Origin of the sequence: Arthrobacter roseus, from assembly GCF_016907875.1 — a bacterium.
In the GTDB taxonomy this organism is placed as follows: domain Bacteria; phylum Actinomycetota; class Actinomycetes; order Actinomycetales; family Micrococcaceae; genus Arthrobacter_J; species Arthrobacter_J roseus.
Window position 1 is genome coordinate 1,852,474 of the sequence record NZ_JAFBCU010000001.1, and the last position, 26,488, is coordinate 1,878,961.

Annotated in this window: 22 protein-coding genes; 5 read left to right on the forward strand and 17 right to left on the reverse strand. The window is 57.9% G+C overall.

From position 1 onward, the window contains the following. Window positions 1-169: 169 nt before the first annotated feature. Both JOE65_RS09065 and JOE65_RS09070 read right to left on the reverse strand, forming a co-directional pair. Window positions 170-1,381, reverse strand: coding sequence for an IS4 family transposase (locus JOE65_RS09065; protein WP_205162883.1), 1,212 nt, complete (start codon window positions 1,379-1,381; stop codon window positions 170-172). A gap of 44 nt (window positions 1,382-1,425) precedes the next feature. Further along, window positions 1,426-2,493 carry a quinone-dependent dihydroorotate dehydrogenase gene (locus tag JOE65_RS09070; protein WP_205162884.1) on the reverse strand — a complete coding sequence of 356 codons (1,068 nt, stop codon included), beginning with the start codon at window positions 2,491-2,493 and terminating at the stop codon, window positions 1,426-1,428. Window positions 2,494-2,590: 97 nt separating this feature from the next. On the opposite strand from JOE65_RS09070, the gene JOE65_RS09075 reads away from it, so the two are divergent. Next, entirely contained in the window at window positions 2,591-3,583 is a 993-nt protein-coding gene (locus JOE65_RS09075) for an alpha/beta hydrolase (RefSeq protein ID WP_205162885.1), read from the forward strand. Here the strand turns inward: JOE65_RS09075 and JOE65_RS09080 are convergent, their stop codons facing one another. From JOE65_RS09080 to leuA, 3 genes are read right to left on the reverse strand one after another with little or no spacing between them, the layout of a single operon-like run. Beyond that, on the reverse strand, window positions 3,584-4,408 hold the full coding sequence (locus JOE65_RS09080) for an isoprenyl transferase (RefSeq protein WP_205162886.1): 825 nt from the start codon (window positions 4,406-4,408) through the stop codon (window positions 3,584-3,586). After that, complete coding sequence (recO, locus tag JOE65_RS09085) at window positions 4,405-5,157, reverse strand: DNA repair protein RecO (protein WP_205162887.1); 753 nt, start codon at window positions 5,155-5,157, stop codon at window positions 4,405-4,407. Before recO ends, JOE65_RS09080 begins: the two co-directional genes overlap by 4 nt. A gap of 50 nt (window positions 5,158-5,207) precedes the next feature. Beyond that, window positions 5,208-6,959 carry a 2-isopropylmalate synthase gene (gene leuA / locus JOE65_RS09090; RefSeq protein WP_205162888.1) on the reverse strand — a complete coding sequence of 584 codons (1,752 nt, stop codon included), beginning with the start codon at window positions 6,957-6,959 and terminating at the stop codon, window positions 5,208-5,210. A gap of 254 nt (window positions 6,960-7,213) precedes the next feature. Here leuA and JOE65_RS09095 point away from each other — a divergent pair, with 254 nt between their 5' ends. Beyond that, entirely contained in the window at window positions 7,214-9,172 is a 1,959-nt protein-coding gene (locus JOE65_RS09095) for a M13 family metallopeptidase (protein ID WP_338021597.1), read from the forward strand. A 28-nt stretch (window positions 9,173-9,200) separates the two neighbouring features. On the opposite strand, the gene JOE65_RS09100 is transcribed toward JOE65_RS09095, so the two are convergent. The 8 genes from JOE65_RS09100 to hrcA form a co-directional block, all read right to left on the reverse strand. Next, window positions 9,201-10,715, reverse strand: coding sequence for an LCP family protein (locus JOE65_RS09100; RefSeq protein WP_338021598.1), 1,515 nt, complete (start codon window positions 10,713-10,715; stop codon window positions 9,201-9,203). A 140-nt stretch (window positions 10,716-10,855) separates the two neighbouring features. After that, window positions 10,856-11,785, reverse strand: coding sequence for a GTPase Era (era, locus tag JOE65_RS09105; protein ID WP_205162889.1), 930 nt, complete (start codon window positions 11,783-11,785; stop codon window positions 10,856-10,858). Then, window positions 11,772-13,136 (reverse strand): hemolysin family protein, encoded by a 1,365-nt coding sequence (locus tag JOE65_RS09110; RefSeq protein ID WP_205162890.1) that lies wholly within the window; start codon window positions 13,134-13,136, stop codon window positions 11,772-11,774. The genes era and JOE65_RS09110 overlap by 14 nt, the downstream gene beginning before the upstream one ends. After that, a complete protein-coding gene (ybeY, locus tag JOE65_RS09115; protein WP_205162891.1) occupies window positions 13,133-13,606 on the reverse strand; it encodes an rRNA maturation RNase YbeY in 474 nt (157 codons plus the stop codon). Before ybeY ends, JOE65_RS09110 begins: the two co-directional genes overlap by 4 nt. After that, window positions 13,606-14,649, reverse strand: a complete 1,044-nt coding sequence (locus tag JOE65_RS09120) for a PhoH family protein (protein WP_205162892.1) — start codon at window positions 14,647-14,649, stop codon at window positions 13,606-13,608. Before JOE65_RS09120 ends, ybeY begins: the two co-directional genes overlap by 1 nt. 166 nt (window positions 14,650-14,815) lie before the next feature. Beyond that, window positions 14,816-15,574 carry a 16S rRNA (uracil(1498)-N(3))-methyltransferase gene (locus JOE65_RS09125; RefSeq protein ID WP_205162893.1) on the reverse strand — a complete coding sequence of 253 codons (759 nt, stop codon included), beginning with the start codon at window positions 15,572-15,574 and terminating at the stop codon, window positions 14,816-14,818. 2 nt (window positions 15,575-15,576) lie between these two features. Beyond that, window positions 15,577-16,710 carry a molecular chaperone DnaJ gene (gene dnaJ, locus JOE65_RS09130; protein ID WP_205162894.1) on the reverse strand — a complete coding sequence of 378 codons (1,134 nt, stop codon included), beginning with the start codon at window positions 16,708-16,710 and terminating at the stop codon, window positions 15,577-15,579. Window positions 16,711-16,774: 64 nt separating this feature from the next. After that, complete coding sequence (gene hrcA / locus JOE65_RS09135) at window positions 16,775-17,788, reverse strand: heat-inducible transcriptional repressor HrcA (RefSeq protein ID WP_205162895.1); 1,014 nt, start codon at window positions 17,786-17,788, stop codon at window positions 16,775-16,777. Between the two features lie 127 nt (window positions 17,789-17,915). On the opposite strand from hrcA, the gene JOE65_RS09140 reads away from it, so the two are divergent. Both JOE65_RS09140 and JOE65_RS09145 read left to right on the forward strand, forming a co-directional pair. Continuing rightward, the gene (locus JOE65_RS09140; RefSeq protein WP_205162896.1) at window positions 17,916-18,758 is read left to right on the forward strand and encodes a DUF3097 family protein; all 843 of its coding nucleotides are present in this window, start codon (window positions 17,916-17,918) and stop codon (window positions 18,756-18,758) included. 92 nt (window positions 18,759-18,850) lie between these two features. Then, window positions 18,851-19,276 carry a magnetosome magnetite crystal formation protein family gene (locus tag JOE65_RS09145; RefSeq protein ID WP_205162897.1) on the forward strand — a complete coding sequence of 142 codons (426 nt, stop codon included), beginning with the start codon at window positions 18,851-18,853 and terminating at the stop codon, window positions 19,274-19,276. On the opposite strand, the gene hemW is transcribed toward JOE65_RS09145, so the two are convergent. Together hemW and lepA are read right to left on the reverse strand one after the other, a co-directional pair. Next, window positions 19,273-20,505: a radical SAM family heme chaperone HemW gene (hemW, locus tag JOE65_RS09150; RefSeq protein WP_205162898.1), complete on the reverse strand. Its 1,233-nt coding sequence runs from the start codon at window positions 20,503-20,505 to the stop codon at window positions 19,273-19,275. The genes JOE65_RS09145 and hemW overlap by 4 nt on opposite strands. 31 nt (window positions 20,506-20,536) lie before the next feature. Beyond that, the gene (lepA, locus tag JOE65_RS09155) at window positions 20,537-22,390 is read right to left on the reverse strand and encodes a translation elongation factor 4 (protein WP_205162899.1); all 1,854 of its coding nucleotides are present in this window, start codon (window positions 22,388-22,390) and stop codon (window positions 20,537-20,539) included. Window positions 22,391-22,707: 317 nt separating this feature from the next. On the opposite strand from lepA, the gene rpsT reads away from it, so the two are divergent. Beyond that, window positions 22,708-22,968: a 30S ribosomal protein S20 gene (rpsT, locus tag JOE65_RS09160; RefSeq protein ID WP_205162900.1), complete on the forward strand. Its 261-nt coding sequence runs from the start codon at window positions 22,708-22,710 to the stop codon at window positions 22,966-22,968. Window positions 22,969-23,019: 51 nt separating this feature from the next. Here the strand turns inward: rpsT and holA are convergent, their stop codons facing one another. Then, the gene (holA, locus tag JOE65_RS09165) at window positions 23,020-24,033 is read right to left on the reverse strand and encodes a DNA polymerase III subunit delta (protein WP_205162901.1); all 1,014 of its coding nucleotides are present in this window, start codon (window positions 24,031-24,033) and stop codon (window positions 23,020-23,022) included. A gap of 82 nt (window positions 24,034-24,115) precedes the next feature. Then, window positions 24,116-26,413, reverse strand: coding sequence for a DNA internalization-related competence protein ComEC/Rec2 (locus JOE65_RS09170; protein WP_205162902.1), 2,298 nt, complete (start codon window positions 26,411-26,413; stop codon window positions 24,116-24,118). Window positions 26,414-26,488 lie beyond the last annotated feature (75 nt).

Below are 26,488 nucleotides of genomic sequence, written 5' to 3' on the forward strand. Positions count from 1 at the left end.
AACCTGGTCTAGCCTCAATACCGTTTACTTAGCTGGTTTTGGTATCCGTTTCAGGGGCCAGTTGGACATTTTGCGTTTGACGACCCGGGGGTTTGTTCGTGGTCTGCGGACGGGCAGGAGTTCGTGGAGGATTTCCTGGCAGAAGCTGACGAAGGCTTTCTTGAATCGTTCAGGGGGAAAAAGCCGGAGGCCCGGCGATGGTGCGGCGGGCGGCCCGGAGAGTGCGTGTGAAGGAGAACCATAAGGGATCTTCCTCGAATTGATGGGCGACGTCGGCGATGAGGGATCTGAGCCCGTAGTGGGCGCAAAGGTAACCGTAGATTTCCTGCAGCACCCCGTCCGGGGTCTTGGACCGCAGCACGATGCCCGGGCCGCGCTGGTGGGTCTTGAGTTCGTCGAAGCAGGACTCGATTTCCCAGCGCCTGGCGTATGCCTGGGCAAGATCGTCCGCCGTTGCGGCATCCGGGTCCAGGATCGTGGTGATGAGGCGGAAATCGCTGGCGGTTTCCCCGCCGGTTTCTGCGCTGGTGACGGTGTATTCGATGACCCGGACCGGGATCGGGTCCGTGTTGTTGCGGCGGTCTTTGGTGCTGGCGTAGACGGCCGAGAGGTAGGATCCGTCGGCCAGGTCCTCAAGCACGGGCAGCACGTTGTTCGAACGCATCCGCCACAGCAGCTGCGCCCCGGTGGCGGCACTGTTTTTCCATGCGGTGTGGCTGAAGAACCCGCGGTCGGCCATCAGCAGCATCGAGGCGTCCAGCTCCGCCTGCAGTCCCGGATAGAGGTCGTGCTCGCTGGTGGAAAACCCTGAGACCACGGCCCCGATAATGGCGTGCGTGCCGCACTCCACCAGGCCCAGCACCCTCGCCTGCGGGAAAGCGCTCTTGAGCGCCGTGGCCGTCCCGGGCCGGCCGTAGTATCTCTCGTTGGCCGGCGTGTCGGCCAGGTCCAGGCAGGTCCCGTCTACACTGACCAGCCGCCACCCCCGGTAGAACCCGTTGCTCTCCGGGGCCGCCAGTGGCCTGGCGACCTCGGCGAAGAGCCCGGCCATCACGGTCGAACCCAACCGGGTCCGGGCCTTGAATATCGCTGCTTTCGTCGGCACCTGCCAGCCCCCGAACCGGCCCGTGATCCAATCCAGGCCGGCCAGCAGGGAACGCATCACTTCCTCATAGGATCCCTGCGCGAACAGGGCCAGCGCCATCACGTAATAGACCATCAGCCGCGAAGGCAGCAGCCGGGTCCGCTGCTCACCCGCCCCGGTCCGCTCGATCACCCGGTCCACCACATCCGGTGGGAAAACCGCAGTCGTCACCCCCAGCGACACATGGTCACTCAAACGTTCAGGACTTTCGGGCTTCACCCAACCACTACGCGCCATCCCAAAAGATTAACAGACCAGACCCTAAGTAAACGGTATTGGGTCTAGCCCCGCGCAGCTGCCAGAGTTCTGTTGATGGTCCAGGCCCAGAACGGCCCCTCATAGAGGAACGCCGTATACCCCTGGACCAAAGTTGCACCAGCGTCTAGTCGTTCCTGAACGTCATGAGCAGTTTCGACGCCGCCCACAGAAATCAGCACCAGGTCCGGCCCGACAGCGGTACGTAGTTGTTTCAGCACCTCGAGGGAACGTTGAGCTAGTGGGGCACCGCTCAATCCACCTGCTCCGGCCTTCTCCACGTCTTGGTCCGCCGTCTCCAAACCTATCCGAGAGACGGTGGTATTTGTGGCAACAATACCGTCAAGCTGAAGCTTGACCGCCAGATCTGCGACGTCGCGGATATCCTCGTTCGACAGGTCCGGTGCGATCTTGACGAGCAGCGGAACTCGTCTCTTTGCCGCTCCCGTAGCGGTCTCACGTACTTGCTCCAGCAGGGGCTTCAGCGAAGCGATATCCTGCAGCTGCCTGAGTCCAGGAGTGTTGGGCGAACTTACGTTCACCACCAGGTAGTCCGCATGAGGTGCTAACTCGCGGGCGCTCACGAGGTAATCGGAGATGGCCTCGGCGAGGTCAACAGCCTTAGTCTTGCCGATATTGAGACCAACTATCGGCCTGTTAGAATCATAGAGAGACTCCAGTTTTCGTCGGGCCGATGCCACACGAGGCGCGACCGCTAGCGCCCCGTCATTATTGAAACCCATGCGGTTTATAACAGCCCGGTCCTCAACGAGACGGAACAAGCGGGGTTTCGCGTTGCCGGGTTGCGCCTGTCCGGTAATTGTCCCAACTTCGATGTGGCCGAATCCCAGGTCCGTCAGCGCATTAATACCGTAACCTCTCTTGTCAAAGCCGGCAGCAAGTCCGAAGGGCGACGGAAAGACCATCCCCAGGGCCTCGGTCCTCAGTACAACAGAGGGACGGCTCAATCGGCGCAGAATATGTCCGGCACCACAAGCGCCAGCCAACCGGATCAACGTAAATCCGATGGCATGCGCTCGTTCGGCATCCATATGGGAGAAGACAAGCCGAAAGAAGGCTGGGTATAGGCGCATGGCTTAAAAATGCCATGAAGCAGTCAAGACTTCCAACTTAACAACCGGCGTGAGGTACTGCGACGAATCGAGGCGCCACAACACGTAGTCTCAGAACATGGGTTTTCATTGGGCTGAGGATGTTCTGGGGGACGAGTTCCGGTGCCTTACGCTTCCATTGCCACCCGACGACGAGGGGCACGTTGTAGCCACCATCGTCAGTCCAAAGGATCCACCCATTGGCCCTACAACGCGTGTACTCCTGTATCTGCACGGCTGGAGCGATTACTTTCATCAGCGGGAACTGGCGCAGTTCTGGACGGACGCGGGTTTTGCTTTCTACGCCTTGGATCTACGAAAGTATGGTCGCAGTCTGAGGCCGTGGCAGACGAGCGGCTACGTCACTGATCTGGTGGATTATGATTCGGACATTGAAGCAGCGCTGTCGGCTATTCAAGCCGACCTGCGGAATCGGGGCATCGCCAGAGAGACCTACGACGTCAGCATGATGGGGCATTCAACGGGCGGCTTGGTGGCGGCGCTTTGGACGCAGAGAAACCCCGGCGCCGTAAGCGCACTCGTGCTCAACAGTCCATGGCTTGATTTTACCGGCAGCTCGATCATTCGCTCTGTGACTGTGGGGTTGTTCGAATCCATTGCCAGAATCCGGCCCAGAACGCGAATCAAACTTCCGGAATTTGGGTTCTACTGGCGCAGTATCAGTCAGTCGCGGAACGGCGAGTGGGATCTCGACGAGCAGTGGCGCCCGGAATTTGGATTTCCCGTGACGGCGGGCTGGCTATCTGCTGTTCTAACGGGCCATAACTCCGTCAACAGAGGTCTACGGCTGTCTCTTCCCATCCTTGTCCTGACATCGGCGGCGTCGACGATCAGCCCTGTCTGGAAGGAAACTATGATGGCTTCCGATAGCGTACTTGACGTCGACTTGATGCGGGACAAGGCGCTTAAACTTGGTGACCACATCACCGTTGTTCAGCTTCATGGCGCTCTTCACGATGTCCTCTTGTCCCCGTTAGAGGTCCGACAACAGGCCTACGCGGTAATGCGACGTTGGGCGGAGGCCTACATGCCTGCCAGTCAGCAGTGCTAACTAGTGAGTGTCGCTCGGCCCAACAGCGGAACCAGTAGGGGGAGCATCGACGGCACCACCGTAACGCCGGTCGCGTGACGCGTAGATTTCCACGGCGGACCAGAGCGTTCGCCTGTCGACGTCGGGCCAGAGCGTGTCCATGAACACCAGTTCCGCATACGCAGACTGCCACAACATGAAGTTGGAGAGACGCTGCTCACCTGAGGTGCGGAGAAACAGGTCAACGTCCGGAAGATCGGGCTCATCGAGAAATCGCTGAATTGTTTTTTCATTAATCGAGGATGGTTTGAGGACGCCGGACTGAACCTTTTCGGCAATAGCTGAAACAGCATCCACAATTTCTGCTCGACTTCCATAGTTGACGCACATGGTCAGCGTGCAGGTTGTGTTGTTGCGTGTCTGGTTCTCGGCAATCTCCAGTTCATTGATCACCGACCGCCACAGACGGGGGCGACGGCCGGACCAACGGATCCGCACACCCCAAGAGTCGAGCAGATCTCGCTGGCGCCGGAGTACATCGCGGCTGAATCCCATGAGAAACCGGATCTCTTCAGGAGAACGCTTCCAGTTCTCCGTCGAGAATGCGTAAACGGAGACGTGCTGGATACCCATCTGAACGGCTCCCGCCATGACGTCCAGTAGAGACGCCTCACCTGCCCTGTGGCCTTCAATGCGGGGCAGGCCCCTTTGGTTGGCCCATCGACCGTTACCATCCATGACGACCGCAACATGCCGTGGTATCAACGATGTCGGCAATTGTGGCGGGACCGCGCCGGATGGATGGTTTCCCGGTACAGCTAGCGGTGCTTTTTGACGACGGCTCACATACGCTCCACGTGTTTAAGAGATTTCAAGACACGTTCCAGGTGCCATTGGAGAAAGCTTGCCACAAGTCCGGCGGCTTCCCTGCGCTGGGGTGCTGCGGAGTTCTCGGCCCGCTCCCAGTCGCCCGCGAGGAGGGCCGCCAGCAACAACATCGTCTCCGGAGCCGGCGACGGCGAACCTGGTGGACGGCAGTCGGGGCAGACGGCCCCTCCTAGGGGGGCCGAGAACGTGGTGTGCGGGCCCGCTGCCCCGCACCGCGCGCAGTTGACGAAGTCTGGCGTCCACCCCGCAGTGGACAATGCCCGCAACAGATATGAATCCAGAATTAGCTCCGGAGGATGTGCGTTTCTGTTCAGAGCTGCCAGAGCACCAACGACCAGTCCGTAGTGCGCGGCACCTGATTCACTGTCGACGTCGGTTAGTCGTTCGGCTGTTTCCACGATGGCCGTCGCTGCCGTGTATCGCCCGTAGTTGGCCGCGATCCCGTAGCCGTACGCACCTTTGGTCTGGACCTGAGTGACCACGTCCAGTGTGCGTCCGGATACGAGCTGCACATCCGACACCATGAAGGGTTCGAGCCGTGATCCAAACTTACTGGTTGTGCGACGGACGCCCTTTGCTACTGCTCTGACCTGCCCCCTGCCACGGGTCAGCAGAATGATAATTCGGTCAGCCTCACCCAACTTATAGGTCCGAAGAACCACGCCCTCCTCACGGTAGGACCTAGACCCGAATGAATTACTGCGCACAGAGCCATTCTCTCACCGGGAAAGACTTTCCTCCGGCGACCTGAGGAGGGTTAGGCGTCTGTGCGGGAAGCTGAATCGCGGATAGCCCTGTTGACAGCAGAAATCACTGCCTTCAATGAAGACATGTTGGTGTTTGACTCAATTCCGACACCCCAGAGGACCCGCTCCCCCACGGCACACTCCACGTAGGCGGCCGCCCGTGCATTTCCGCCTTCAGAGAGGGCATGTTCTGAATAGTCCAGCACCCGGACATCGACGCCATCTTGAGCCAGAATGTTCAGCAAGGCGGCGATGGGACCGTTGCCCTCCGCAGAGCGGCGCTGCTGTATGCCGTTGACGCTCAGTGAGAGAGTCAACTGGACCTGGCCGTTATCCCTTGTCTCCGATTTGACCGAAGTCAGCCCATAGAGACCCCATGACGCGCGGTCATGTCCGGCTGGCAAATACTCGTCAGTAAAAATGCTCCACAGTTCAGCACCGCTTATTTCTCCACCCGCGGTTTCCGTGCGTTTTTGCACGACTCCGGAGAATTCAATCTGGGCCCGCCGAGGCAAATCCAGGTGATGTTCATTCTTGAGCAGATACGCCACGCCACCCTTGCCGGACTGCGAGTTCACTCTGATGACTGCCTCATAGGAACGACCAATGTCCTTGGGATCGATCGGCAGATACGGAACAGCCCAGACAATCTCTTCGACGTCTTTGCCAGCTGCTGCTGCGTCCTTTTCGCGGGCTTCGAAGCCCTTCTTGATGGCGTCCTGGTGAGAGCCAGAGAAGGCTGTGAACACCAGATCACCGCCATAGGGGGAACGCTCAGGCACCGATAGCTGGTTACAGTACTCAGCCGTTCTGCGTATGTCGTCGATGTCGCTAAAATCGATCTGCGGGTCCACGCCCTGGCTGAAAAGGTTGAGACCCAACGTCACGAGATCCACGTTTCCGGTCCGCTCACCATTTCCGAACAAGCATCCCTCAATCCTGTCCGCGCCGGCCAGATACCCCAGCTCGGCGGCTGCAACCCCCGTACCGCGGTCGTTGTGGGGATGCAGCGAGAGGACAATGTTCTCTCGATTCTCGAGGTGTCGGCTCATCCACTCAATGGAATCCGCGTAAATGTTCGGAGTTGCCATTTCGACTGTTGCAGGGAGGTTCAGAATGACGTTTCTATCAGCCGACGCCTCAAAGACACCAGATACCTCGTTGCAGATCCGCGCCGCGAACTCGAGCTCTGTTCCGGTAAAGGACTCTGGTGAATACTCGTAGGTGATCTCAGTGTCGCTCAGGTTCTCTTCAAATTTCCGGCACAGCCTTGCCCCAGTCAAAGCAATATCAACTATGCCGTCCATGTCCTGATTGAAGACCACCCGCCGCTGGAGTACCGACGTCGAATTGTATAGATGAACAATGGCGCGGTCTGCTCCCTCCAGGGAGTCGAACGTCTTCTCGATCAGGTGTTCGCGGGCCTGTGTCAAGACCTGAATGGTGACGTCGTCGGGTATGCGGTCGCCCTCTATCAGCTGGCGGACGAAATCGAAATCAGTCTGGGACGCAGAGGGGAACCCTACTTCGATTTCTTTGTATCCCATGCGTACCAGAAGCTCGAACATTCGATACTTGCGTTCAGGGCTCATGGGATCGATCAGCGCTTGGTTTCCATCGCGTAGGTCCACCGCGCACCAACGCGGCGCCTTCGAGATTCGTTGCTCCGGCCACGTGCGGTCGGGCAATTCGAAGGCAATCTGCTTATGGTACGGCAGATACTTGTGACTCGGCATTCCAGAGGGCTTTTGTGCGTTTTGCATGAGGAAATGTGGCCTTTTCTAGGTGGTTCAAGAATTCCGGCCGGCGCCGCAAACACCGCAGCGAGGGTTCGGCCTGTCAGACGTTTGTCAACGTGGCCCCGCCGCGGCAGATAAGAAGGAGGATCTCTGCGCGCACACAAAAACCCTAGCACGGGGCATACTGGGGAAGGCGTCCCCAAGCCGTCTGTTCCGCAATATGAGACGGCTGAAAAGCAACATGACGTCTCTAAGCGAGAGCGATCAAAGGAGAACGCGTGCAAAAATCAGGCATTGAACCCGGAAACTTAGACATGTCGGTCCGTCCCCAGGACGACCTCTTCAAACATGTCAACGGCACGTGGATGGACAACACCAGCATTCCCGATGACCGTCCCCTCGAAGGGTCGTTCACGAAGCTGCGTGATGCCGCTGAAGAGAACGTCAAGCAGATTATTGTTGACGCTGCTGGCGACCTCGAGGACAGCGAGGACGAATCCGATAGCAGACATAAGATCGGACGTCTCTACGCCAGTTTCATGGATCAGGAGACCATCGAGGCTAACGGCCTCTCCCCTGTTCGCTCTTTTCTGGATTCCATCGATGAGGTTTCCGATCTCGACAGCCTTATCGCAGTTTCGGGAGAGCTCAGCAGTCAGGGCGTTGCGGGCATGCTGGCAGCGTACGTCAGCAACGACGCAGGCGATCCCACACGTTACATTCTGCACCTTTACCAAGCGGCGCTCGGCCTTCCCGATGAGTCCTACTACCGCGACAGCAAGTTCCAAGATATTCGTGTGAAGTACGAGGCGTTTCTGGAAGAACTTATGGGCCTTGTGGGACTCGAAGACGGCCGACGTCGCGCGGCAGCGGTCATGGAATTGGAGACAAAGTTTGCGGCCGGACATATGGATAAGGTCACGTGCCGGAACCCGCAGGAGGTTTATAATCTCTACTCGACCGAGGATTTGGAGTCACGTTGTTCGGCAGCAGCACAGTGGTTGGAAAGCATGGGGGTTTCCCGTGGGCAACGTCAGGAAGTTGTCGTTTGCCAGCCTGACTTCCTCTCAACCCTTGCTAGCCTCCTGAGGTCCGAAGGATTGGATATCTGGAGAGATTGGCTCCGCACCCGGGTATTGATCTCGTTCGCCAACTATCTTCCGGAACCCTTCGTCTCCAGCAGTTTCAACTTCTTTGGAAAAGAACTTAGCGGCACGCCGATCATCAGGGACCGTTGGAAGCGTGGTGTTTCTTTGGTGGAGGACGCCATGGGCGAAGCTATCGGCCAAGAATACGTCGCACGGCATTTTCCTGACGGTCACAAGGAGAAGATGCTGCATCTGGTGGAGAATCTCCTGGCGGCGTACCGGGAGGCTATTTCCGGATTACCCTGGATGACGGCGAAAACTCAGGAACGTGCCTTGGAGAAGCTGTCGCTCTTCAGTACCAAAATCGGATTTCCTGAACTCTGGCGTGATTACTCCACGTTGGAGATTGACGGCGATGTTGTTGGTAATGTGAGACGTGCCGCGTTGTTCGAGCTACATAGAAGTCTCGGGAAACTCGGCCAGCCCATAGATCGCGATGAGTGGCTGATTACGCCGCAAACCGTCAACGCCTATTACATGCCGACGATGAATGAAATTGCGTTCCCGGCAGCCATTCTTCAGCCGCCGTTTTTCGACGCCGATGCCGATCCGGCAGCGAATTACGGTGGCATTGGTGCAGTTATCGGCCACGAAATTGGACACGGTTTTGATGATCAGGGTTCCCGATTCGACGGAACGGGTGCCCTTGCGGACTGGTGGACGGAGGAAGACCGGACGGCCTTCGACGCGCTCACATCGCGACTGGTGGCGCAGTACGAGACCCTGTCACCGACGGCAACGCCCGGACATCGAGTCAACGGGGAACTTACCCTGGGAGAGAATATTGGCGATCTTGGTGGTCTGACGATAGCCTACGCAGCTTACCGCCTCAGTCTTGATGGTCAGGAATCACCTGTCATAGATGGACTCACGGGCAATCAGCGCTTCTTTTTCTCGTGGGCGGAGTGTTGGCGGCAAATCATTCGCCAGGAAGAAGCGGTACGACGGTTGACCATTGATCCGCATTCACCGAACGAGTTCAGGTGTAACGCCGTGGTGCGGAATCTCCATGAGTTCCATCAAGCCTTCGATGTCGGCCCACGCGACCATCTCTGGCTGGATCCCTCCGACAGGGTGCGGATCTGGTAGGGGGCTGACGGGCCAGCTCACCTGTCAGTTATGACTGACAGGTGACCTGGTCCGCCGTTTGACCGTTCAGTTCGCTGTCGAGGTCACCGCCAGCTTTCAGTTTGTCTCCGGACGTGAAGTTCTGGCCGACTTCAACAGTGACACCGGAGACTCCAGCTGATGGAATCACCTGCACGGCAGCTACACCCAGCTCCTCTGCCACTGCATCAGCGACAATCTGATAACCGTCTGCGTAGAAGATCTGCGTAGCGGGGCTATCCGCAACGGTTGGTCCCGTTTGAGCCTGAACATAGCCAAGTTTGCTCAGAATCTTGCTGATTTGACCACTCCGGCCCTCCTCCCCTGACGCATTTGTGACCGTCAGGGGTATCGTTGCCGGGTCAAATTCCGGTTGTGGCTCCTCAGGCGGGACGGCGTCCGTAGATGTTGATGGCGATGCTTTTCCCGTCGGCGTCTGCTTTGCTTCACCGAGCGCGCGGTCTTCTGCCAGCGCTTCGAAGAGCGGTTCGGCCTGCTCTGCATCTAGGACAAGCCGATTCGGATCCGGCTCGTAGGGTTTGGTGGGTGCGGTAATAAACTTAACCTTGCTGAGATCGACGTCCTTCAACCGGTCGGCAATCTTCAGCAGCGAATTGATGTCAGCGAGTTCCTCGTCGATAGTCAGATTTTTGGTGATCGTTTCGGCAATCGCGTAAACCCGAGGGAGGTTACCCAGAGTTCCTTCTTCCCGGATTTTGCGGACCATAGACGCCAAAAAACTTTGTTGCGCTCGAATTCTACCGGCGTCCCCGCCGTCGCCGAAGCCGTGCCGGGTGCGCAGGAAGGCTAGTGCTTGCTCACCCTGAACGCTGCTGACGCCAGCCGGTAAGTGAAGCCCGGAGTAGGGATCATCCACGGGCTGGTTCACACATACATCGACTCCGCCCAGAGTGTTGGACAGTTCCTTGACCGCATTGAAATCCGCCATCATGAAATGATCGATCTGTAGACCCGTGACATCATTGATCGTTGCTACTGTGCAACCTGGACCGCCTGAGTCGAGGGCTCCGTTGAGCTGTCCCAGTTCTTGCGCGGGATGTTCGGTTCCAGTTTTTGGATCAAAGCACTCTGGGATGGGTACCAGTAGATCGCGGGGGAAGCTGATCACCGAGACACGCTCGCGGTCTGCCGACAAGTGCATCAGCATCATGGCGTCGGAATTACCTGAACCCGCCGACAGATCTTCACCACCGAACTGCGCGTCCTGACCAGTTCGCGTGTCCGTGCCAAGTATGAGAATCTGCAGCGGATCGCGCGACATATCGACAGGGAGTGCGTCCGCCTGATCTGTGTTCAGATTCAGCGGTTCAGTAACAATATTTCCTTGCAGCCTCATGACCTGCACTACTACGAAAACAAGTCCTCCGACGAGCACGACGGCCAGCGTGAGCGCCACGTACCGCAACGCCGTTTTCTTGCGCCCGGCTCCGAGGTGTCTGCCTGCCGGGCCAGCTTGTCGGTTGCCCGAAGTGCCGCGTCCGGTGGCCACACTGCGTCTACTCACAATCCAATCCTCATCCGTGGTCGGCACATTCTGTTCATTTTACTGAAGTCGGGGCGAGGCTCATGCACAGTCGATTAAATCTTCGCAGATGGAACTTCTCATGCATCAACGGACGACGGCGGCAAAAAGTGCCTCTGCGTTCAGAAGCCCAACCGGACTAGTTTTTTGGGGTCTCGCTGCCAGTCCTTGGCAATTTTGACGTGCAGATCGAGGTAGACGCGGGTTCCGAGAAGCGCCTCAATACTATGACGCGCTGTGGTCCCCACCGCCTTCAGCCGCTCGCCGCCCCGACCGATGATGATTGCTTTCTGGGAAGATCGCTCCACATAGAGATTGACGCGAACATCTAGCAGCTTCCGGTCTTCCGGACGGCCTTCACGTTCAACAATTTCGTCCACTACCACCGCTAGGGAATGTGGCAGCTCATCACGAACCCCTTCGAGGGCGGCTTCGCGGATGAGCTCGGCAACCATCACGGCTACAGGTTCATCAGTGAGCTCACCGTCCGGATACAGCGGAGGCGATAGCGGCATGTTCTTCAGAAGTACCGACGTAACGATCTCCGTTTGTGTGTCCTTGACCGCGGATACCGGGACGACGTCAGCCCATCCTTGTTCTCCCATGACATCGTATCCGAGGGCTGTCACAGCGAGCAGCTGTTTAGCGACCGCCTGACGGTCCACAAGATCGGTCTTCGTGACTATCGCGATAACTGGTTTACCTCTGAGCTCCGCCAATTGTTTTGCAATGAAGCGGTCTCCAGGCCCGATCTTCTCGTTGGCAGGAAGGCAGAACCCTATGGCGTCCACTTCGGCCAGCGTATCCGCGACGAGCTCATTGAGTCGTTTGCCCAAAAGGGTGCGTGGACGATGAAGCCCCGGCGTATCGACGAGAATCAATTGACCCTCTTCGGAGTGAACGATACCCCGGATTGTGTGTCTAGTGGTCTGCGGTTTTGCGGACGTGATGGCGACCTTCTGGCCCACAAGTGCGTTGGTCAGCGTCGATTTTCCGGTGTTCGGCCGACCAACCATTGACACGAAGCCAGCACGATATTCAGGACTCGTCATGATCCGTCATCCCTTCTTTTGGCGGAGTGTCAGCGTCCGCTGTCGTTCCCATGGTGGCGGAGGCGCCATCGGGGCCTTCCATTCTCGCACTCCCGGAGTCCTCTGGCACTCGCCAAGAGATCAAGTGGGACACTCGGTTCCTGCGGCCCTCGAGCCTTTCGGCACTCAGATGGATTCCACCCTCCAGCACGACTTCGCTTCCGACGATCGGAACGCGTCCAAGGATTTTACCCACCAGGCCGCCGACCGTGTCGACTTCGTCGTCGTCGAGTTCCAGCCCAAAAAGTTCTCCGAAGTCGTCGATATCCATACTTGAACTGACTCGGTATCGCCCACCGCCGAGGTCCTGTGTCTCCGGAGCCTCAGTATCGTACTCGTCGACGATTTCTCCGACGATCTCCTCAATCAGGTCTTCGAGTGTCACCAGACCCGCTGTGCCGCCATACTCGTCCACGACAATCGCGACGTGGGTCGATTCGCGTTGAAGTTCCTGAAGTAGATCACCGACGTTCTTTGATTCGGGAACATAGCGGATATCTCTTGCGATGGAATCTACGGGTTCATCTGCAGACCCTGGGCCGTGCATGCGCGCAGCCACGTCCTTGAGGTAAACCATTCCGAGAACCTGATCTGAGCTCTCGCCGATCACCGGAACTCGTGAGTAGCCAGAACGCAAGAAAAGCGACATGGCCTGGCGCAGTGTGGAACCGGTGTCGACGGACACCATATCGGTTCGTGGCACCATGACGGAGCGGACACTGGTATCGCCGAGCTCGAATACTGAATGGATGAGTTCGGCTTCGCTGTTCTCGATCATCTCAGCATCTGAGGCACGAGAGACAAGGTCGCGAAATTCCTCTTGCGTGAAGAACGCTGCGTCGGCGTGGTCTGCCCCCGGGGTGACCGCGCTTCCGACGCGTATGAGCCAACGCGGAATTGGTCCAAGCACCAGACGAAGCAATCGCACCAAAGACGAAGTCAGCCTCACGACGTTCGAGGAGTAAGCTCTGCCAAGCTGTCGCGGTGATACTCCAACGAGGACGAAACCAATGGCGGCCATGACGAGAGTCGCATACAGCCCCGCAAGCCAGACATTGCTGCTTAGCTCATTGAAAACGAGAGCGACGGCGACGGCTGCTGCCATTTCGAACCATACCCGCCAGAACCGGAGGGCATGGAGGTGGTCGATGGGCGCAGACAGGATCCGCTGGAGCGAGGAACCAGTCTGCTTGCGCAGGAGAACTTCGGCTTCCTGCCGTGGCAAGAAGGTGAAGGCAGCTTCTGCAGCAGTCAGAATTGCTGCAATGAGTGCGAACAGAAGACCGACAGCGCCAAGGGACCACTCGATCAATGGGTGGTTTCCTTGGGTGGTTGGTGGCCGAGGAATTCGAAGAGAAGCTTCCGTTGTAGACCAAACATTTCCGCTTCTTCTTCAGGTTCGACGTGATCGTAACCGAGCAGATGGAGAACTCCGTGCACAGTCAACAAGAGCAATTCCTCCGCGACGCTGTGCCCTGCAGCTTTCGCTTGCTGTTCGGCAACTTCGGGACAAAGCACGATATCGCCAAGGACGCCAGCGACTGCAGGTACCGCGGCTGTACCCGGACGAAGTTCATCCATGGGAAAGGACATCACGTCCGTTGGACCAGGCAGGTCCATCCATTCAATGTGCAGCTTTTCCATGGCTTCCGGATCGATGAGCATGATGGCTAGCTCGGCCTCGGGGCTGACAAACAACGAGTCCAAGACAAATCGGCCAACCGCCACAAGTCTCTCTTCATCCGCGGGTAAGGTAGTTTCGTTGTTGACTTCGATCGACATCAGCGCTGAGCTCCTGTATTACGATCTGTACGTGAAGTTTGGGCCGACGAGCGGGTACTTTCGTCCCAATCTGCGTAGGCGGAGACAATGTTGCTGACCAGCCGGTGGCGTACAACGTCCGTTGCATCAAGTTCCATGAACGTGATGTCCGTTATATCGTCAAGAATGTCTCGAACAACGCGCAGTCCCGAGGGTGTCCCCCCAGGTAGATCCACCTGCGTCACGTCGCCCGTAATAACCATCTTGGAACCAAATCCCAAACGGGTCAGGAACATCTTCATTTGCTCCGGAGTAGTGTTCTGCGCCTCATCCAAAATGATGAAAGCGTCATTGAGTGTGCGCCCGCGCATATATGCGAGTGGAGCCACTTCTATGGTGCCGGCGGCCATCAACCGAGGAATGGTCTCCGGATCAATCATGTCGTGGAGTGCGTCATATAGCGGCCGCAAGTAGGGATCGATTTTGTCGCTCAGTGTCCCTGGAAGGAATCCCAATCGCTCTCCAGCTTCTACTGCAGGACGTGTCAATATGATCCGACTGACTTCCTTTTGCTGCAGTGCCTGTACAGCCTTGGCCATAGCTAGATACGTTTTGCCGGTACCCGCGGGACCGATCCCGAATACCACTGTGTTCTCATCAATCGACTCCACGTAGCGTTTCTGGTTGAGCGTTTTGGGTCGAATCGTTCGTCCGCGCGAGGAGAGGATGTTGACGGTCAGTACGTCTGAGGGACGTTCTGTTGTTTGGTCCTTGAGCATGCTGATCAGCTGAACCAGGACATGCTCGGTTACGCGAGTGTTGTTCGCTACGAGGTTGCGCATTTCAGCAACAAGCCGTGAGGTGCGCTTGACGCTTTCACCCTCCCCCGTGATGGAAAGCTCATTGCCTCGCACCGCGAGCTGGACGTCAGGGAACGCATCCTCGATGAACCGCAGGGCCTGGTCATTGGCACCAAGCGATTCAACCATTTGGTCCGTGGAATCGAACCGTATCGTTTCTGTCTTCTGTGCACCATTTCTGGTTTTTCCTGAAGAATCCGTCATAGCAGCGGCCTGATGGCCTTTCTTCGCCCCCTAAGGCTTCGTCGTCCTGTCGAACGGCCACCGCTGGTAGCCAGGGTCCCATTCTACGGGAAACGAGAAGACCGATGGCGGCGACAGTTCGCTAGCTCGGTCCGTTCTTGATCCAAGTGGACCTTCTGCAGGGAAATTAGTCCTCGTCCCAACGGCCTAGTCCTTGCATAACCAGGCTCAATGCGGCTGGTCCAGCGGTGGAGGACCGAAGCACATTCCGGCCGAGCCGAGCGGTCACCGCTCCTGCATTCTTGAACCGGTCAATCTCCTGTGGGGAGACACCGCCCTCTGGTCCTACCACGAGAGCGATCTGCGAACCCCTCGGCTTCCGGCTTTGGAGGACGTGGCTCAGGGAAGACTCGGCGGTCTCATGCAAGACGACGACAAGGTCAGTCTTCTGCATCCACACCGCGAGTCTCCCTGTATCCATGGGCGGGACGATCTCTGGAATCCGTGATCGGCGCGACTGCTTGGAAGCGGTTAGGACTACTGACTCCCATTTACGCACCCCCCTACTTGCCTTATCGGCTTTCCATCGCACAATTGAGCGATCCGCCTGCCACGGAATGACAGCATCTACGCCAAGTTCGGTGGCAGCCGCAATGGCCATCTCGTCCCGATCACCCTTCGCAAGTGCTTGTACGAGGGTCACTGATGGTTCCGGCACCGTCTCATAATCGAGTGAAAGTACCCGCAGCATTATGGCTTCAGAGGCGATCTCCGTGACTATGCAGCTGGCCCGGTGTCCCTGACCGTCGACGACGTCAATGGCTTCCTCGATGTCGATCCGTTTGACAACGGCGTGCCGTGCTTCAGCCCCGGTGAGCCGAAGCACGCCTCCTGGTAACGCGTCGGCGACCTCAAGAGGGTTACCGAAGAAACACTGATTGCTCATGGTTACCGGTTGCCAAGCCGTTCGCGTAATCGTGAAAAGACGCTGCTGCCGGTCGCTGCGAGTTTGCCTTCGGCGAACTGTTCTCCGCGGAGGGAGGCAAGCTGCCTGAGAAGTTCCTCTTGCTCGGAGTCGAGCTTCGAAGGCGTCTCGACGTTAATATGGATTCGAAGATCGCCGCGGCCGTAGCCACGAAGATGCGTCACACCAAGTCCGCGCAGGGTGATGATCTCTCCTGACTGTGTCCCGGCCTTGATGTCGAGCTCGCGGTCGCCGTCAAAAGTTACCAGCTGAAGCGAAGTTCCCAGCGCTGCCGCTGTCATGGGCACCGACATCGTCACGTGGAGATCGTCGCCTTCTCGGATGAAATTGGCGTCTTGGGCAACACGAATGTCCACGTAGAGGTCGCCCTGAGGACCGCCGCCTGGGCCAACTTCGCCTTGACCACCAAGTTGGATACGTGTCCCTGTAGCAACACCTGCCGGCACTTTGATGGTCAACGAACGACGGCTGCGTACGCGCCCCTCTCCTGCACATTGGTGACAGGGATCGGGGATCACTGTTCCCAACCCCTGACAGCTGCCGCAGGGTGCCGTGGTCATGACCTGACCGAGGATGGAACGCACCGCCCGCTGAATCTGTCCGCTACCGTGGCAGATGTCACAGGTCTTTGGACTCGAGCCGGGCTGGCTGCAGCTGCCGTCGCAATCTGGACATACGACAGCAGTTTCCACATCGAAGGTTTTGTTGGCGCCGAACACAGCGTCTTTGAGATCGATCTGCACACTGATCAGAGCGTCCTGACCGCGCCGGGTCCTGGACGGCGGCGCACCGGCGCCAGGGCCGCCTCCACCGAAGAAGGTTTCGAATATGTCCTGGAAAGCAAATCCTGAGCCGGAATGTCCGCCACCGAACCCACTGTCGGTTCCGTTCTCGTTGCCTGTTGTGTCGTATACGCGCCGTTTTTGGGGATCTGCAAGCACCTCGTATGCCCGTGTGACCAGCTTAAACTGCTCCGAGGCGTCCGGCCCGGAATTGACATCGGGGTGAAGCTTGCGTGCCAGTTTCCGGTATGCCTTCTTGATTTCCTCGCCAGTTGCGTCGCGGCCTAGCCCGAGGACTTCGTAGTGGTTGCTCACGTACATTTCACTTCCTGTAGTTCGTGCCCCGGAGGGGACTTCTCTGACCCAGAGGCCCCGGAGATCACTCCCCGAGAATTCTCGACAAATATCGGGCAACTGCGCGAACCGCTGCCATGGTTGTGGGATAGTCCATGCTCATTGGGCCCAGTATCCCGATCCTGGCGGAGTAGTCCGGTCCGTAACCCGTAGCGATCACGGATGCCTCGGACAGCCCGCCATGGGGATTTTCTCGGCCTATACGCACCGACATGCCACGTTTATCCTGTTCCATTTCAGTTAACAAGCGAAGCATGACCACCTGTTCCTCGAGTGCTTCAAGGACGGGTCCGATGGTCAGTGGAAAATCTATGGTGGAGCGTGCAAGATTCGCTGTGCCGGCCAAAATGATTTTGTCCTCCCTGTCGATGCGGGCCAGGGAGCTCAGCGCCTGCCCGAGCGTCTCTGCGGTCACATTCGAATCAGGAGGAGTTCGGCGAAGTATGTTTGACAACCGAGTTTCGACGGCGGCCATCGGCTGGCCGGCCAGCTCCGTGAGAAAACGCTGTCTATGATCGAGCAGCACTTCTTCGGAGATCCGGGTGTCGAGCGAAATTATTTTCTGCTGAACGGTCCCGGTGTTGGCTATCAGGACAATGAGTACCTGGGTGGGTGCAAGAAGCACGAACTCGATATGTCGGACCGCTGTTCTGCTCAGGTGCGGGTACTGGACCACTGCTACTTGATTGGTGAGCTGAGCCAGCAGCCGAACCGTACGGTCCATGACGTCGTCGAGATCGTCAGGACCCTCAAGCAGTGCCTGGATGGCACGTCTTTCCGGGCCGGACAACGGCTTTACCTCGGCTATCCGATCAACGAACCGTCGGTAGCCTTTGTCTGTGGGAATTCGACCGGCACTCGTATGAGGGGCAGCAATGAGCCCCTCCTCTTCCAGTATCGACATGTCATTTCGAATAGTTGCGGAAGAAACGCCCAGATGGTGCCTATCCACCAGTGCCTTGGACCCGACTGGCTCGCGGGAGTAAACATAGTCTTCAACGATGGCGCTCAGTACCTCCATCCGGCGTGGTTCACTCACCGAAGTCACCTCCTGCGCTCTCCCGTGGTCGGATCATGGTCCAGGGATCGAAGTTAGCACTCGACACACCCAAGTGCTAAGTCTAATACCTCTACCCGGTCTGGCAGGACTTGCTAGCATCGTGGTCATGACCACATACGGATGGGGACCGCAGGACCTGACCGAACCGAGCCGCAAGGAACTGATGGAAGTTGAGGCCTCTGCGGGCGTGGTCCTGGAGGACAACCAGACGGGATGGGTCGGTGCCGTCGTCCGAGTAGAGAAGTCGGGTGGCCTCCATGTGATGTCCCTGGAGGATCGCAACGGCAAAACACGGAGCTTCCGTTTGGGCTATGGGTTCCTACTCGATGGCGAGCCCGTAAAAGTTGTTTCGCCACAACCCCGTACTGCCGAAGCCACAGTGCATCGGACGGCATCGGGATCGCTGAAAGTAGCAGCAGCACGAGCTCGAACTGCCCGTGCCAGCAGGATCTGGGTTGAGGGTAAACATGACGCAGAACTTGTGGAAAAGGTCTGGGGCGAAGACCTCCGACATGAGGGGATCGTTGTCGAACCGCTGCACGGCATCGATGATCTACGTGGTGCGATTCGAGATTTCGACCCGGGACCGCAACGTCGTCTAGGTGTTCTCGTTGACCACCTTGTCTCCGGGTCGAAGGAGTCGCGCATAGCGCAAGACGCAATGTCTTTACCCGGCGCGCGATCGAATGTCCTCATTGTCGGGCATCCCTACGTTGACGTGTGGCAAGCAATTCGGCCACGTGTTCTTGGATTATCGCAGTGGCCGGAAGTTCCACGGGGCGAGGACTTCAAAACGGGAATTCTTACTCGCATCGGCTGGCCTTACGCGGACAAGGCCGACGTCGGGCTGGGGTGGCATCGAATGCTCAGTGCCGTCTCCAGCTACGCTGATCTGGAGCCATCCCTGTTGGGCCGAGTGGAAGAAGTCATCGATTTCCTGACTGCATAAGTAAGATAGGTAGAGCAGCGTCCGTAGCAGGCGAAACAACGTTCGGCCTCCGAACGGGACCGTCCACGGAGATAGAGGAAAAGGAAGTATCAGTGTCCAACCCCGCCAGTCAGGACCGGCCCGGCGAAGACGGCAAAGCCCGGTCGAAGCCCCAATATCAGGGCTCACCCGCGACTGCCTTGCCCCTCACTGCGTCCGAGGACCGCCAATGGGCTACGTTGGCCCATTTCGGTGGCATCCTATTTTTTATACCGTCACTAATTATTTACTTGGTATTCCGCGAGCGTGGGCCATTCACCGCCCAAGAGTCTAAAGAGGCCTTAAACTTCACGCTGCCACCTTCGGCGATAGCCCTCGTCGCGTTCCTGCTATCTCTGCTGCCAGGTATTGGGGGTGTATTCGCGGTTATCAATGCATTGGTCTGGGTGGGCGTTACCGTCTACTCGGTCAAAGCGGGAATCCAGGTAAACCGAGGACGTCCCTACCGCTATGACTACAATCTGCGCCTCTTACACTAATCGTCGGGCAACAGTCTGCGGACCACCGCATCGGCTAGGAGCCGACCACGCAATGTGAGGATAAGGGTGCCACGAATGGCGGACTTTCCGTCGACAAGTTCCTCAGCAATCAGATCTGGGACCTGCCTACGGGCAGCTGCGTCCAACCCATCGATGTTCAACCCCTCGGACAGCCTGGTACGCAGCATGACGTCTTCGACCCTACGGGTCGGCTCATCAAGTGTTTCACGACCGGCGGCCGGGGATTCTCCAGCCACCAGACGCGCGGCATAAGCGCGTGGATGCTTAACATTCCACCAACGAACGCCACCGACATGAGAGTGGGCACCCGGACCGATCCCCCACCAGTCCTCACCCCGCCAGTAAGCGAGATTGTGTCGGCATTGTTCCGACTCCGATCTCGCCCAGTTACTGACTTCGTACCATCGCATGCCGGCAGCCTGCAGCTTCTGCTCCGCTAAGAGGTACTTATCCGCATGGTCGTCATCGTCCACGCCGGGAACCTCTCCCCTGCGAATCTGCGCAGCGAGCTTTGTCCCCTCCTCGATGATCAGGGCGTAGGCCGAAATATGATCTGGTGCGTAACTCAGCGCGGCGTTCAGGCTTGTCTCCCAGTCCAACAAAGACTCGCCCGGAGTACCGTAAATTAAGTCGAGGCTGACAGACAGGCCGGCATTACGCGCCCACTTGACCGCCTGCGGGACGCGCTCGGGTGAATGCGTGCGGTCCAGTACCTTGAGTACGTGCGGCTGCACCGATTGCATGCCGAAGGACACGCGGGTAAACCCCGCTGCTGCCAACGCTGTCAGGGCTTCTGGAGTCACCGAATCGGGGTTGGCTTCAGTTGTTACTTCCGCCCCTGGAGCAAGCCCCCAGGTATCAATGGCAGCAGCAAGTACCGACGTTAGATCCTCGGTATCCAGCAGTGTTGGAGTCCCCCCGCCGAAAAAGACAGTGCTTAGCGGTCGCCCTTGAACACCAGAGCTGACAAGGACATTCTGAGCCAGCGCAATTTCTCTGCAAGCGGTCGAAGCGTACTGATCCTGCGACGCACCCCCTCCGAGCTCAGTGGCCGTGTAAGTGTTGAAATCGCAGTATCCGCAACGGACTGCGCAGAATGGAATGTGCACATAGAGTCCAAAACTGCGTCCATCGCTGCCTACCGCAGCTTGCGCCGGGAGTAAACCATTAGCCGGTGCTGGCTCTCCAAGCGGCAACGCACCGGGCATCAGGGTTGTCCGTACCTGTTGGGGAACGGCATTACTTCTTCGCTTTGGCCTTCGAATCGTCGGAGGACAATGCCGCCACGAAAGCCTCCTGAGGAACCTCGACGCGGCCAACCATCTTCATCCGCTTCTTGCCTTCTTTCTGCTTCTCCAGCAACTTCCGCTTGCGCGAAATGTCGCCACCGTAGCATTTGGCCAAAACGTCCTTGCGGATGGCCCGAATATTCTCTCGGGCGATTATCCGCGAACCGATGGCGGCCTGAATGGGCACCTCGAACTGCTGGCGTGGTATCAACTCGCGAAGCTTGCCCGTCATGAGAACGCCATAGTTGTACGCCTTGTCCCGGTGTGTGATGGCACTGAAAGCATCTACCTGTTCACCCTGAAGAAGTATGTCCACCTTGACGAGATCAGCTGCTTGCTCACCGTCTGCCTTCCAATCAAGGGACGCATAACCACGAGTCTTCGATTTCAATAGGTCGAAAAAATCGAAGACGATCTCAGCCAGTGGCAGCCGATAAAGCAATTCCACGCGCTCTTCGGACAGATAGTCCATTCCACCAAGCTGGCCGCGGCGCGTCTGGCAAAGTTCCATAATCGCTCCGACGAACTCACTGGGCGCCAATATCGTGGCGGACACCATGGGTTCGCGCACTTCAGTCACCTTCCCATTGGGGTACTCGCTGGGGTTGGTGACCGTGATGATCGCGCCATCTTCGAGCGTCACGTCGTAGACGACGTTCGGTGCTGTTGAAATAAGGTCCAGATTGAACTCCCGCTCGAGCCGTTCCCTGATGATTTCCAGGTGCAGAAGACCCAGGAAACCTACGCGGAATCCGAAGCCAAGTGCAGCCGAAGTTTCAGGCTCATACGTGAGCGCTGCATCATTGAGTTTGAGCTTGTCCAGGGCATCTCGTAGGACAGGGTAGTCAGTACCGTCAATCGGGTAGAGCCCGGAGAAAACCATGGGCTTCGGATCGGCGTACCCTCCGAGCGATGTTGCTGCGGGTTTGGCGAGATTGGTCACCGTGTCGCCGACTTTTGATAGCCGAACATCCTTGACACCGGTAATAAGGTAACCGACTTCTCCGACGCCAAGGCCTTTGGTGATTGTGGGCTCTGGAGAGCTGACACCAATTTCCAGCAGCTCGTGGCTTGCCTTCGTTGACATCATCTGAATCCGTTCCCGCGGACTCAATGTTCCATCCACCACGCGGACATAGGTGACAACGCCACGATAGGTGTCATAGACGGAATCGAAAATCATTGCGCGGGCTGGCGCGTTGGCGTCGCCCACGGGAGGGGGCAGATCAGCAACGATTTTGTCGAGTAGAGCTTCGACCCCTGCACCCGTCTTGCCGGAGACAAGCAAGACGTCTTCAGGGTTACCACCGATGAGATTGGCGAGCTCTTCAGCGTATTTTTCGGGCTGTGCACCGGGTAGATCGATTTTGTTCAGTACAGGAATGATTGCGAGGTCGTTCTCCATGGCCAGGTAAAGATTGGCCAGAGTCTGTGCCTCAATTCCCTGTGCTGCATCTACTAGAAGCACAGCGCCCTCGCAGGCGGCCAGTGAACGGGATACCTCGTACGTGAAGTCAACGTGGCCCGGTGTGTCGATCATGTTCAAGGCATAGGCTGTGCCGTTTAGTTCCCATGGCATGCGCACAGCTTGGGATTTAATGGTGATTCCGCGCTCACGCTCGATGTCCATACGGTCGAGATACTGCGCTTTCATATCCCTGCTGTCCACCACGCCGGTAAATTGCAACATCCGGTCCGCCAGGGTGGATTTCCCATGGTCGATATGGGCGATGATACAGAAGTTTCTGATGATCGCCGGATCCGTTGCGGCGGGCACCGGTGCGGTGCGGGCCATGGGAGACACTGGCAGTTCCTCACTTTTTGCGGGCAGGGGCTTCAGGGTACCGTTTGGACGGCGACCGTCGAACCTACATCCTCCCATGCTAGCGCGACAACTCCGGACAACCCCTGCCCGCTTACCGTCTGGTGCACTGCGCACCCAGATGGTTTGTTCATCTGCGTAGGTAGGTAGTTTTCTGCTAGTGTTGACTGCTGTGTGTCCGAGCAGGTCGACGGGCACTTCAGTCCAGTCGCCATTACGGTATCCCCACGCCGCTCAGTCAATGGCTGGAAAGAATTACCCTCACCGACCAGTCCGCAATACAAAGAGAGTCTCCATACGTGGCAAATATCAAGTCCCAGAAGAAGCGCAATCTGACCAACGAAAAGGCTCGTCAGCGTAACAACGCTTTCAAGTCTGAGTTGAAATCAGTCATCCGCACCGTCAACACGGCCGTTGCCTCCTCAGATAAGGAAGCAGCTGTTACTGCGCTGGCTACGGCCAGCCGCAAGTTGGACAAGGCAGTGTCCAAGGGAGTGATCCACCAGAACAACGCGGCAAACCGCAAGTCGGCGATCTCCAAAAAGGTCAACGCCTTGTAAACAGGTCTTGAATGTGGCCGGTTCCTCACGAGGAACCGGCCATTTCTATGTTCAGCTTCGGTTCGCGAGGGAAATAACGGTTATGGCCCGTTCCACGGCATATACGGGGTCCCTGCCGGCGCCTTTAACCTGAGCATCCGCTTCGGCGAGAACTTTTATTGATCGGATGACGGCCTCCGGAGTCCATGAGCGACCATCACGGCGGGCTTGCTCAACCTGCCACGGCGCCATGCCAAGATCTTTGGCCAACTGTGCACTGCTTCCACTGGCTTGGATAACCTTGCCGACTGTCCTGACTTTCATAGCCAGTGCGGCGACGAGTGGTACGGGATCGACTCCGGTGGCCAGCGCGTGCCTCGCCATGGACAGTGCCTGCCCGCCCCTGCCGGCCAAGGCTGCGTCCGCCACCTTGAAAGCTGTGGCTTCCACCCGTCCACCGTAGTACTTCTCCACAGACTCAGCTGTTATGGACCCTTCAATGTCCAAAGAAAGCTGCTGACAGGCTGCCGCGAGATCCGAAAGCTGAGATCCGACTGCGGAAACCAATGCTCTGACCGCGTCAGGATCGATTCTGCGTCGGGAGGCACGAAATTCTGACGCCACGAAGGCAGCTTTGTCGCTGTCCTTCTTCAGTGGCTGGCAGTCGATGACGGGAGCACCCGATTGCTGGACGGCGTCCAGCAGCTTTTTGCCTCTGTTGCCTCCTCCGTGGCGCAGTACGAGCACGACATCAGGTGCCGGCTCACTGGCGTATTGGAGTGCATCGGTGAGGAAATCATCATTCATCTGCTCCAGCTGCACGACTTCTATCAGCTTGGCATCACCGAACAGGGACGGCGACGCATGCATTTCTAGCTGACCCGCAGCGTAGTTCGACGCGTTGAGGTGAATAGTCTCCGTCTCGGGCCGCTGTTCGCGGACTTTGCGGCGGATCAAATCGAAGGCACGCGTACCCAGATAGTTCTCCGGGCCGACTACGAGCACCACACGAGCAGGATGGGCTTCGGTCCAAGAAACGGAGTTCTGGGAATGACCCGTTTTATGCTTGCCTGGGGCAGGACTCATGAGCCACCTATCGGGACGGATGAATTGATGAACCCCTCTAGATTGCCACGCAGGCTGCGTTCGGCCAACTGAGAGCGCAAGATCAAAAAGATCTGGCGATCAACTTATCCTCGACCATGTCCAGGGTGAATGATCCCGCAACGTCAGTCCTCAGAACGGTAGTGCCCCCTGATTCCAATGCGTTCACGATGGTCGGTCCAGGGTGACCATAGGTGTTCTTGGCACCAACAGAGATCATCGCCAGACGGGGCCGGACCTGTTCTACAATGCGCGAACCACCATTACGTGCGCCGTGGTGGGCGACCTTCAACACGTCTATGGTCCCGGACGCGATGTTGGGCTCGGCCGCGAGAAGCCTGGCGGCTGCATCCTCCTCGAGGTCGCCGGTGAAGAGGATGGTGGTCTCGTGGCCAGCTTCGCGAGCACTGACCAAAAGCACACAACTCATGTTGTTCTCATTGGTCGATGTGAAGGACTCAGCGGGCCACAGAACGCGCCAACTCACATTGTTCTGCTGTCCGGCATCCCCTGCTGTCACCGGTACTTGCGGAACATCTGCGATGGCGGCCCGTATGTTCTTCGGCAGTGGTTCACTCGTGGATGAATAGGCGATCTTCTTGACAATTCGGCCCTTCATCACGCCTTGAATGCCGCCGTAGTGATCGGCGTGGGAATGTGTCAACACCAGCAGATCTATGACCTCGACTCCGAGATTCCGCAAGCAACGATCCATTGGCTCAGGCTCCGGACCGGTATCAATGACGATCGCCGACTTCGGGCCGGTGCGGACAGCGAATCCGTCACCCTGCCCGACGTCGCAGGCGGCGATGTTCCACTGCGGCGCCCGTTGCCATGGCATGGGGAGGACGTCCACGGCGAGAATGACGAGCACGGCGGTAAGCGCGGTGCTGATGACAAGCACTCTTCGCTTTCGGCTGGGTCCGACAATGCGCAGCTCATCGGGTGGACGCTTCAACCGGTGATTGAGGACCGCAACGCAGCCGATGAATAGCAATGTGACGAGCGTTGCCAGCACGATTCCTGCTGGACCATCTAGCCACGGGGTGGAAGCCGCGGGCAGGTCAGAGAAGAAGCGTGCGGTAAGGGCAACCCATTGTGTGCCCACGGCCGCCAGCAGATTCGGTGCAAGAGCCAGGGCCGGGTGAATTGATCCAGCCAACACACCAATCATCCCCAAGATCGTTATGAACGGGACAACCGGGGAGGCCAGAATATTCGCGGGTACCGAATACGTTGGCAGTGTTGGATCCAAGGTAAGAATGACCGGGGTGCAGAGCATCTGTGCTGCCATCGGAATGCTGAGAATGACCGCTACAGCCCGGGGCATGATCGAGGACAATACCGTCACCAACGGCGGACCAATCAGAATGAGTCCGGTGGTTGCCAGAACCGACAGAATGAACCCGTACTCAGCATGAATCCAAGGATCAGCGACGATCAGGAAGATGACCGCCACTTGCAACAGACCAAAAGAGAGCTTGCCTCTGCCTGACAAGACGGCGAGGACTCCGAGGGACCCCATCACCGCTGCGCGCAGTACGGACGGGTCCGGGCGGACAAGCAACACGAACCCCGACAGTGCCGCCATCGCGAGCAGGACGGCGAGTCCTCTTGGCAGTCTGCATAGCCGAGCACACAGGAAAGCGAAGGCCAGCACGAAGGCGCAGTTTGAACCGCTGACCGCGGTCAGATGGGTAAGGCCGGTGCTCTTCATAGCTGTTTCGAGCTCATCGGTGAGCATGCTTCTGTCGCCAAGGACCATCCCTGGAAGCAATCCCCGAACATCGGGCCCGAAATTGGAAGCCGCATCACGAAATGTAGCTCTCATCTGCGAGGTCGCCGATGCCCAGCCCGACACCTGTGCCTGCACCTGTGGCACAGCAGACGAATAGAGTGTTGCGGTGAACCCCGAGCCCGGCGGTGGCGCCGCGAGTTTTCCTGTGGCCCGGATCCTGTCTCCCATGCCTACGTCAGCCCACGGCTCTCCACCGATAAGGAGCATCCGCGCATTGGATCCGTACTGTCGACCATTCGCGACGACGCCATCAACAGCAGCCTCGATCTTGTATCGTCGCGCTCCCCATTGACTCGACATTCCGTCGGCGTCGGACGTTGCCCGCAGCTGCATGACGACTTCGGAACCTGCCGCTGCATCCGCGGCCAGATCACCGGCCTGTCTTGTGTCCAGGTGAACGGCGGCGGAGAACACGACGGCTGCTGCGACGGCCAGAGGCACGACGAACAGTAGCACGAGTGAGATCCGGCGGAACATGACACACAGGATGAGCAAGACCACCGCTCCGGTTGCGACAAGTGCTGCGATGAAGAACCCGGCATTGGAGTCCGTGTGCGTTGCCAAGACCGCGGCGCCCCCGGAGGCTACGGCAGCGGGTAGCAGTCTCAGATCTTTGTATGGACGGGCCGAATTCTCTGC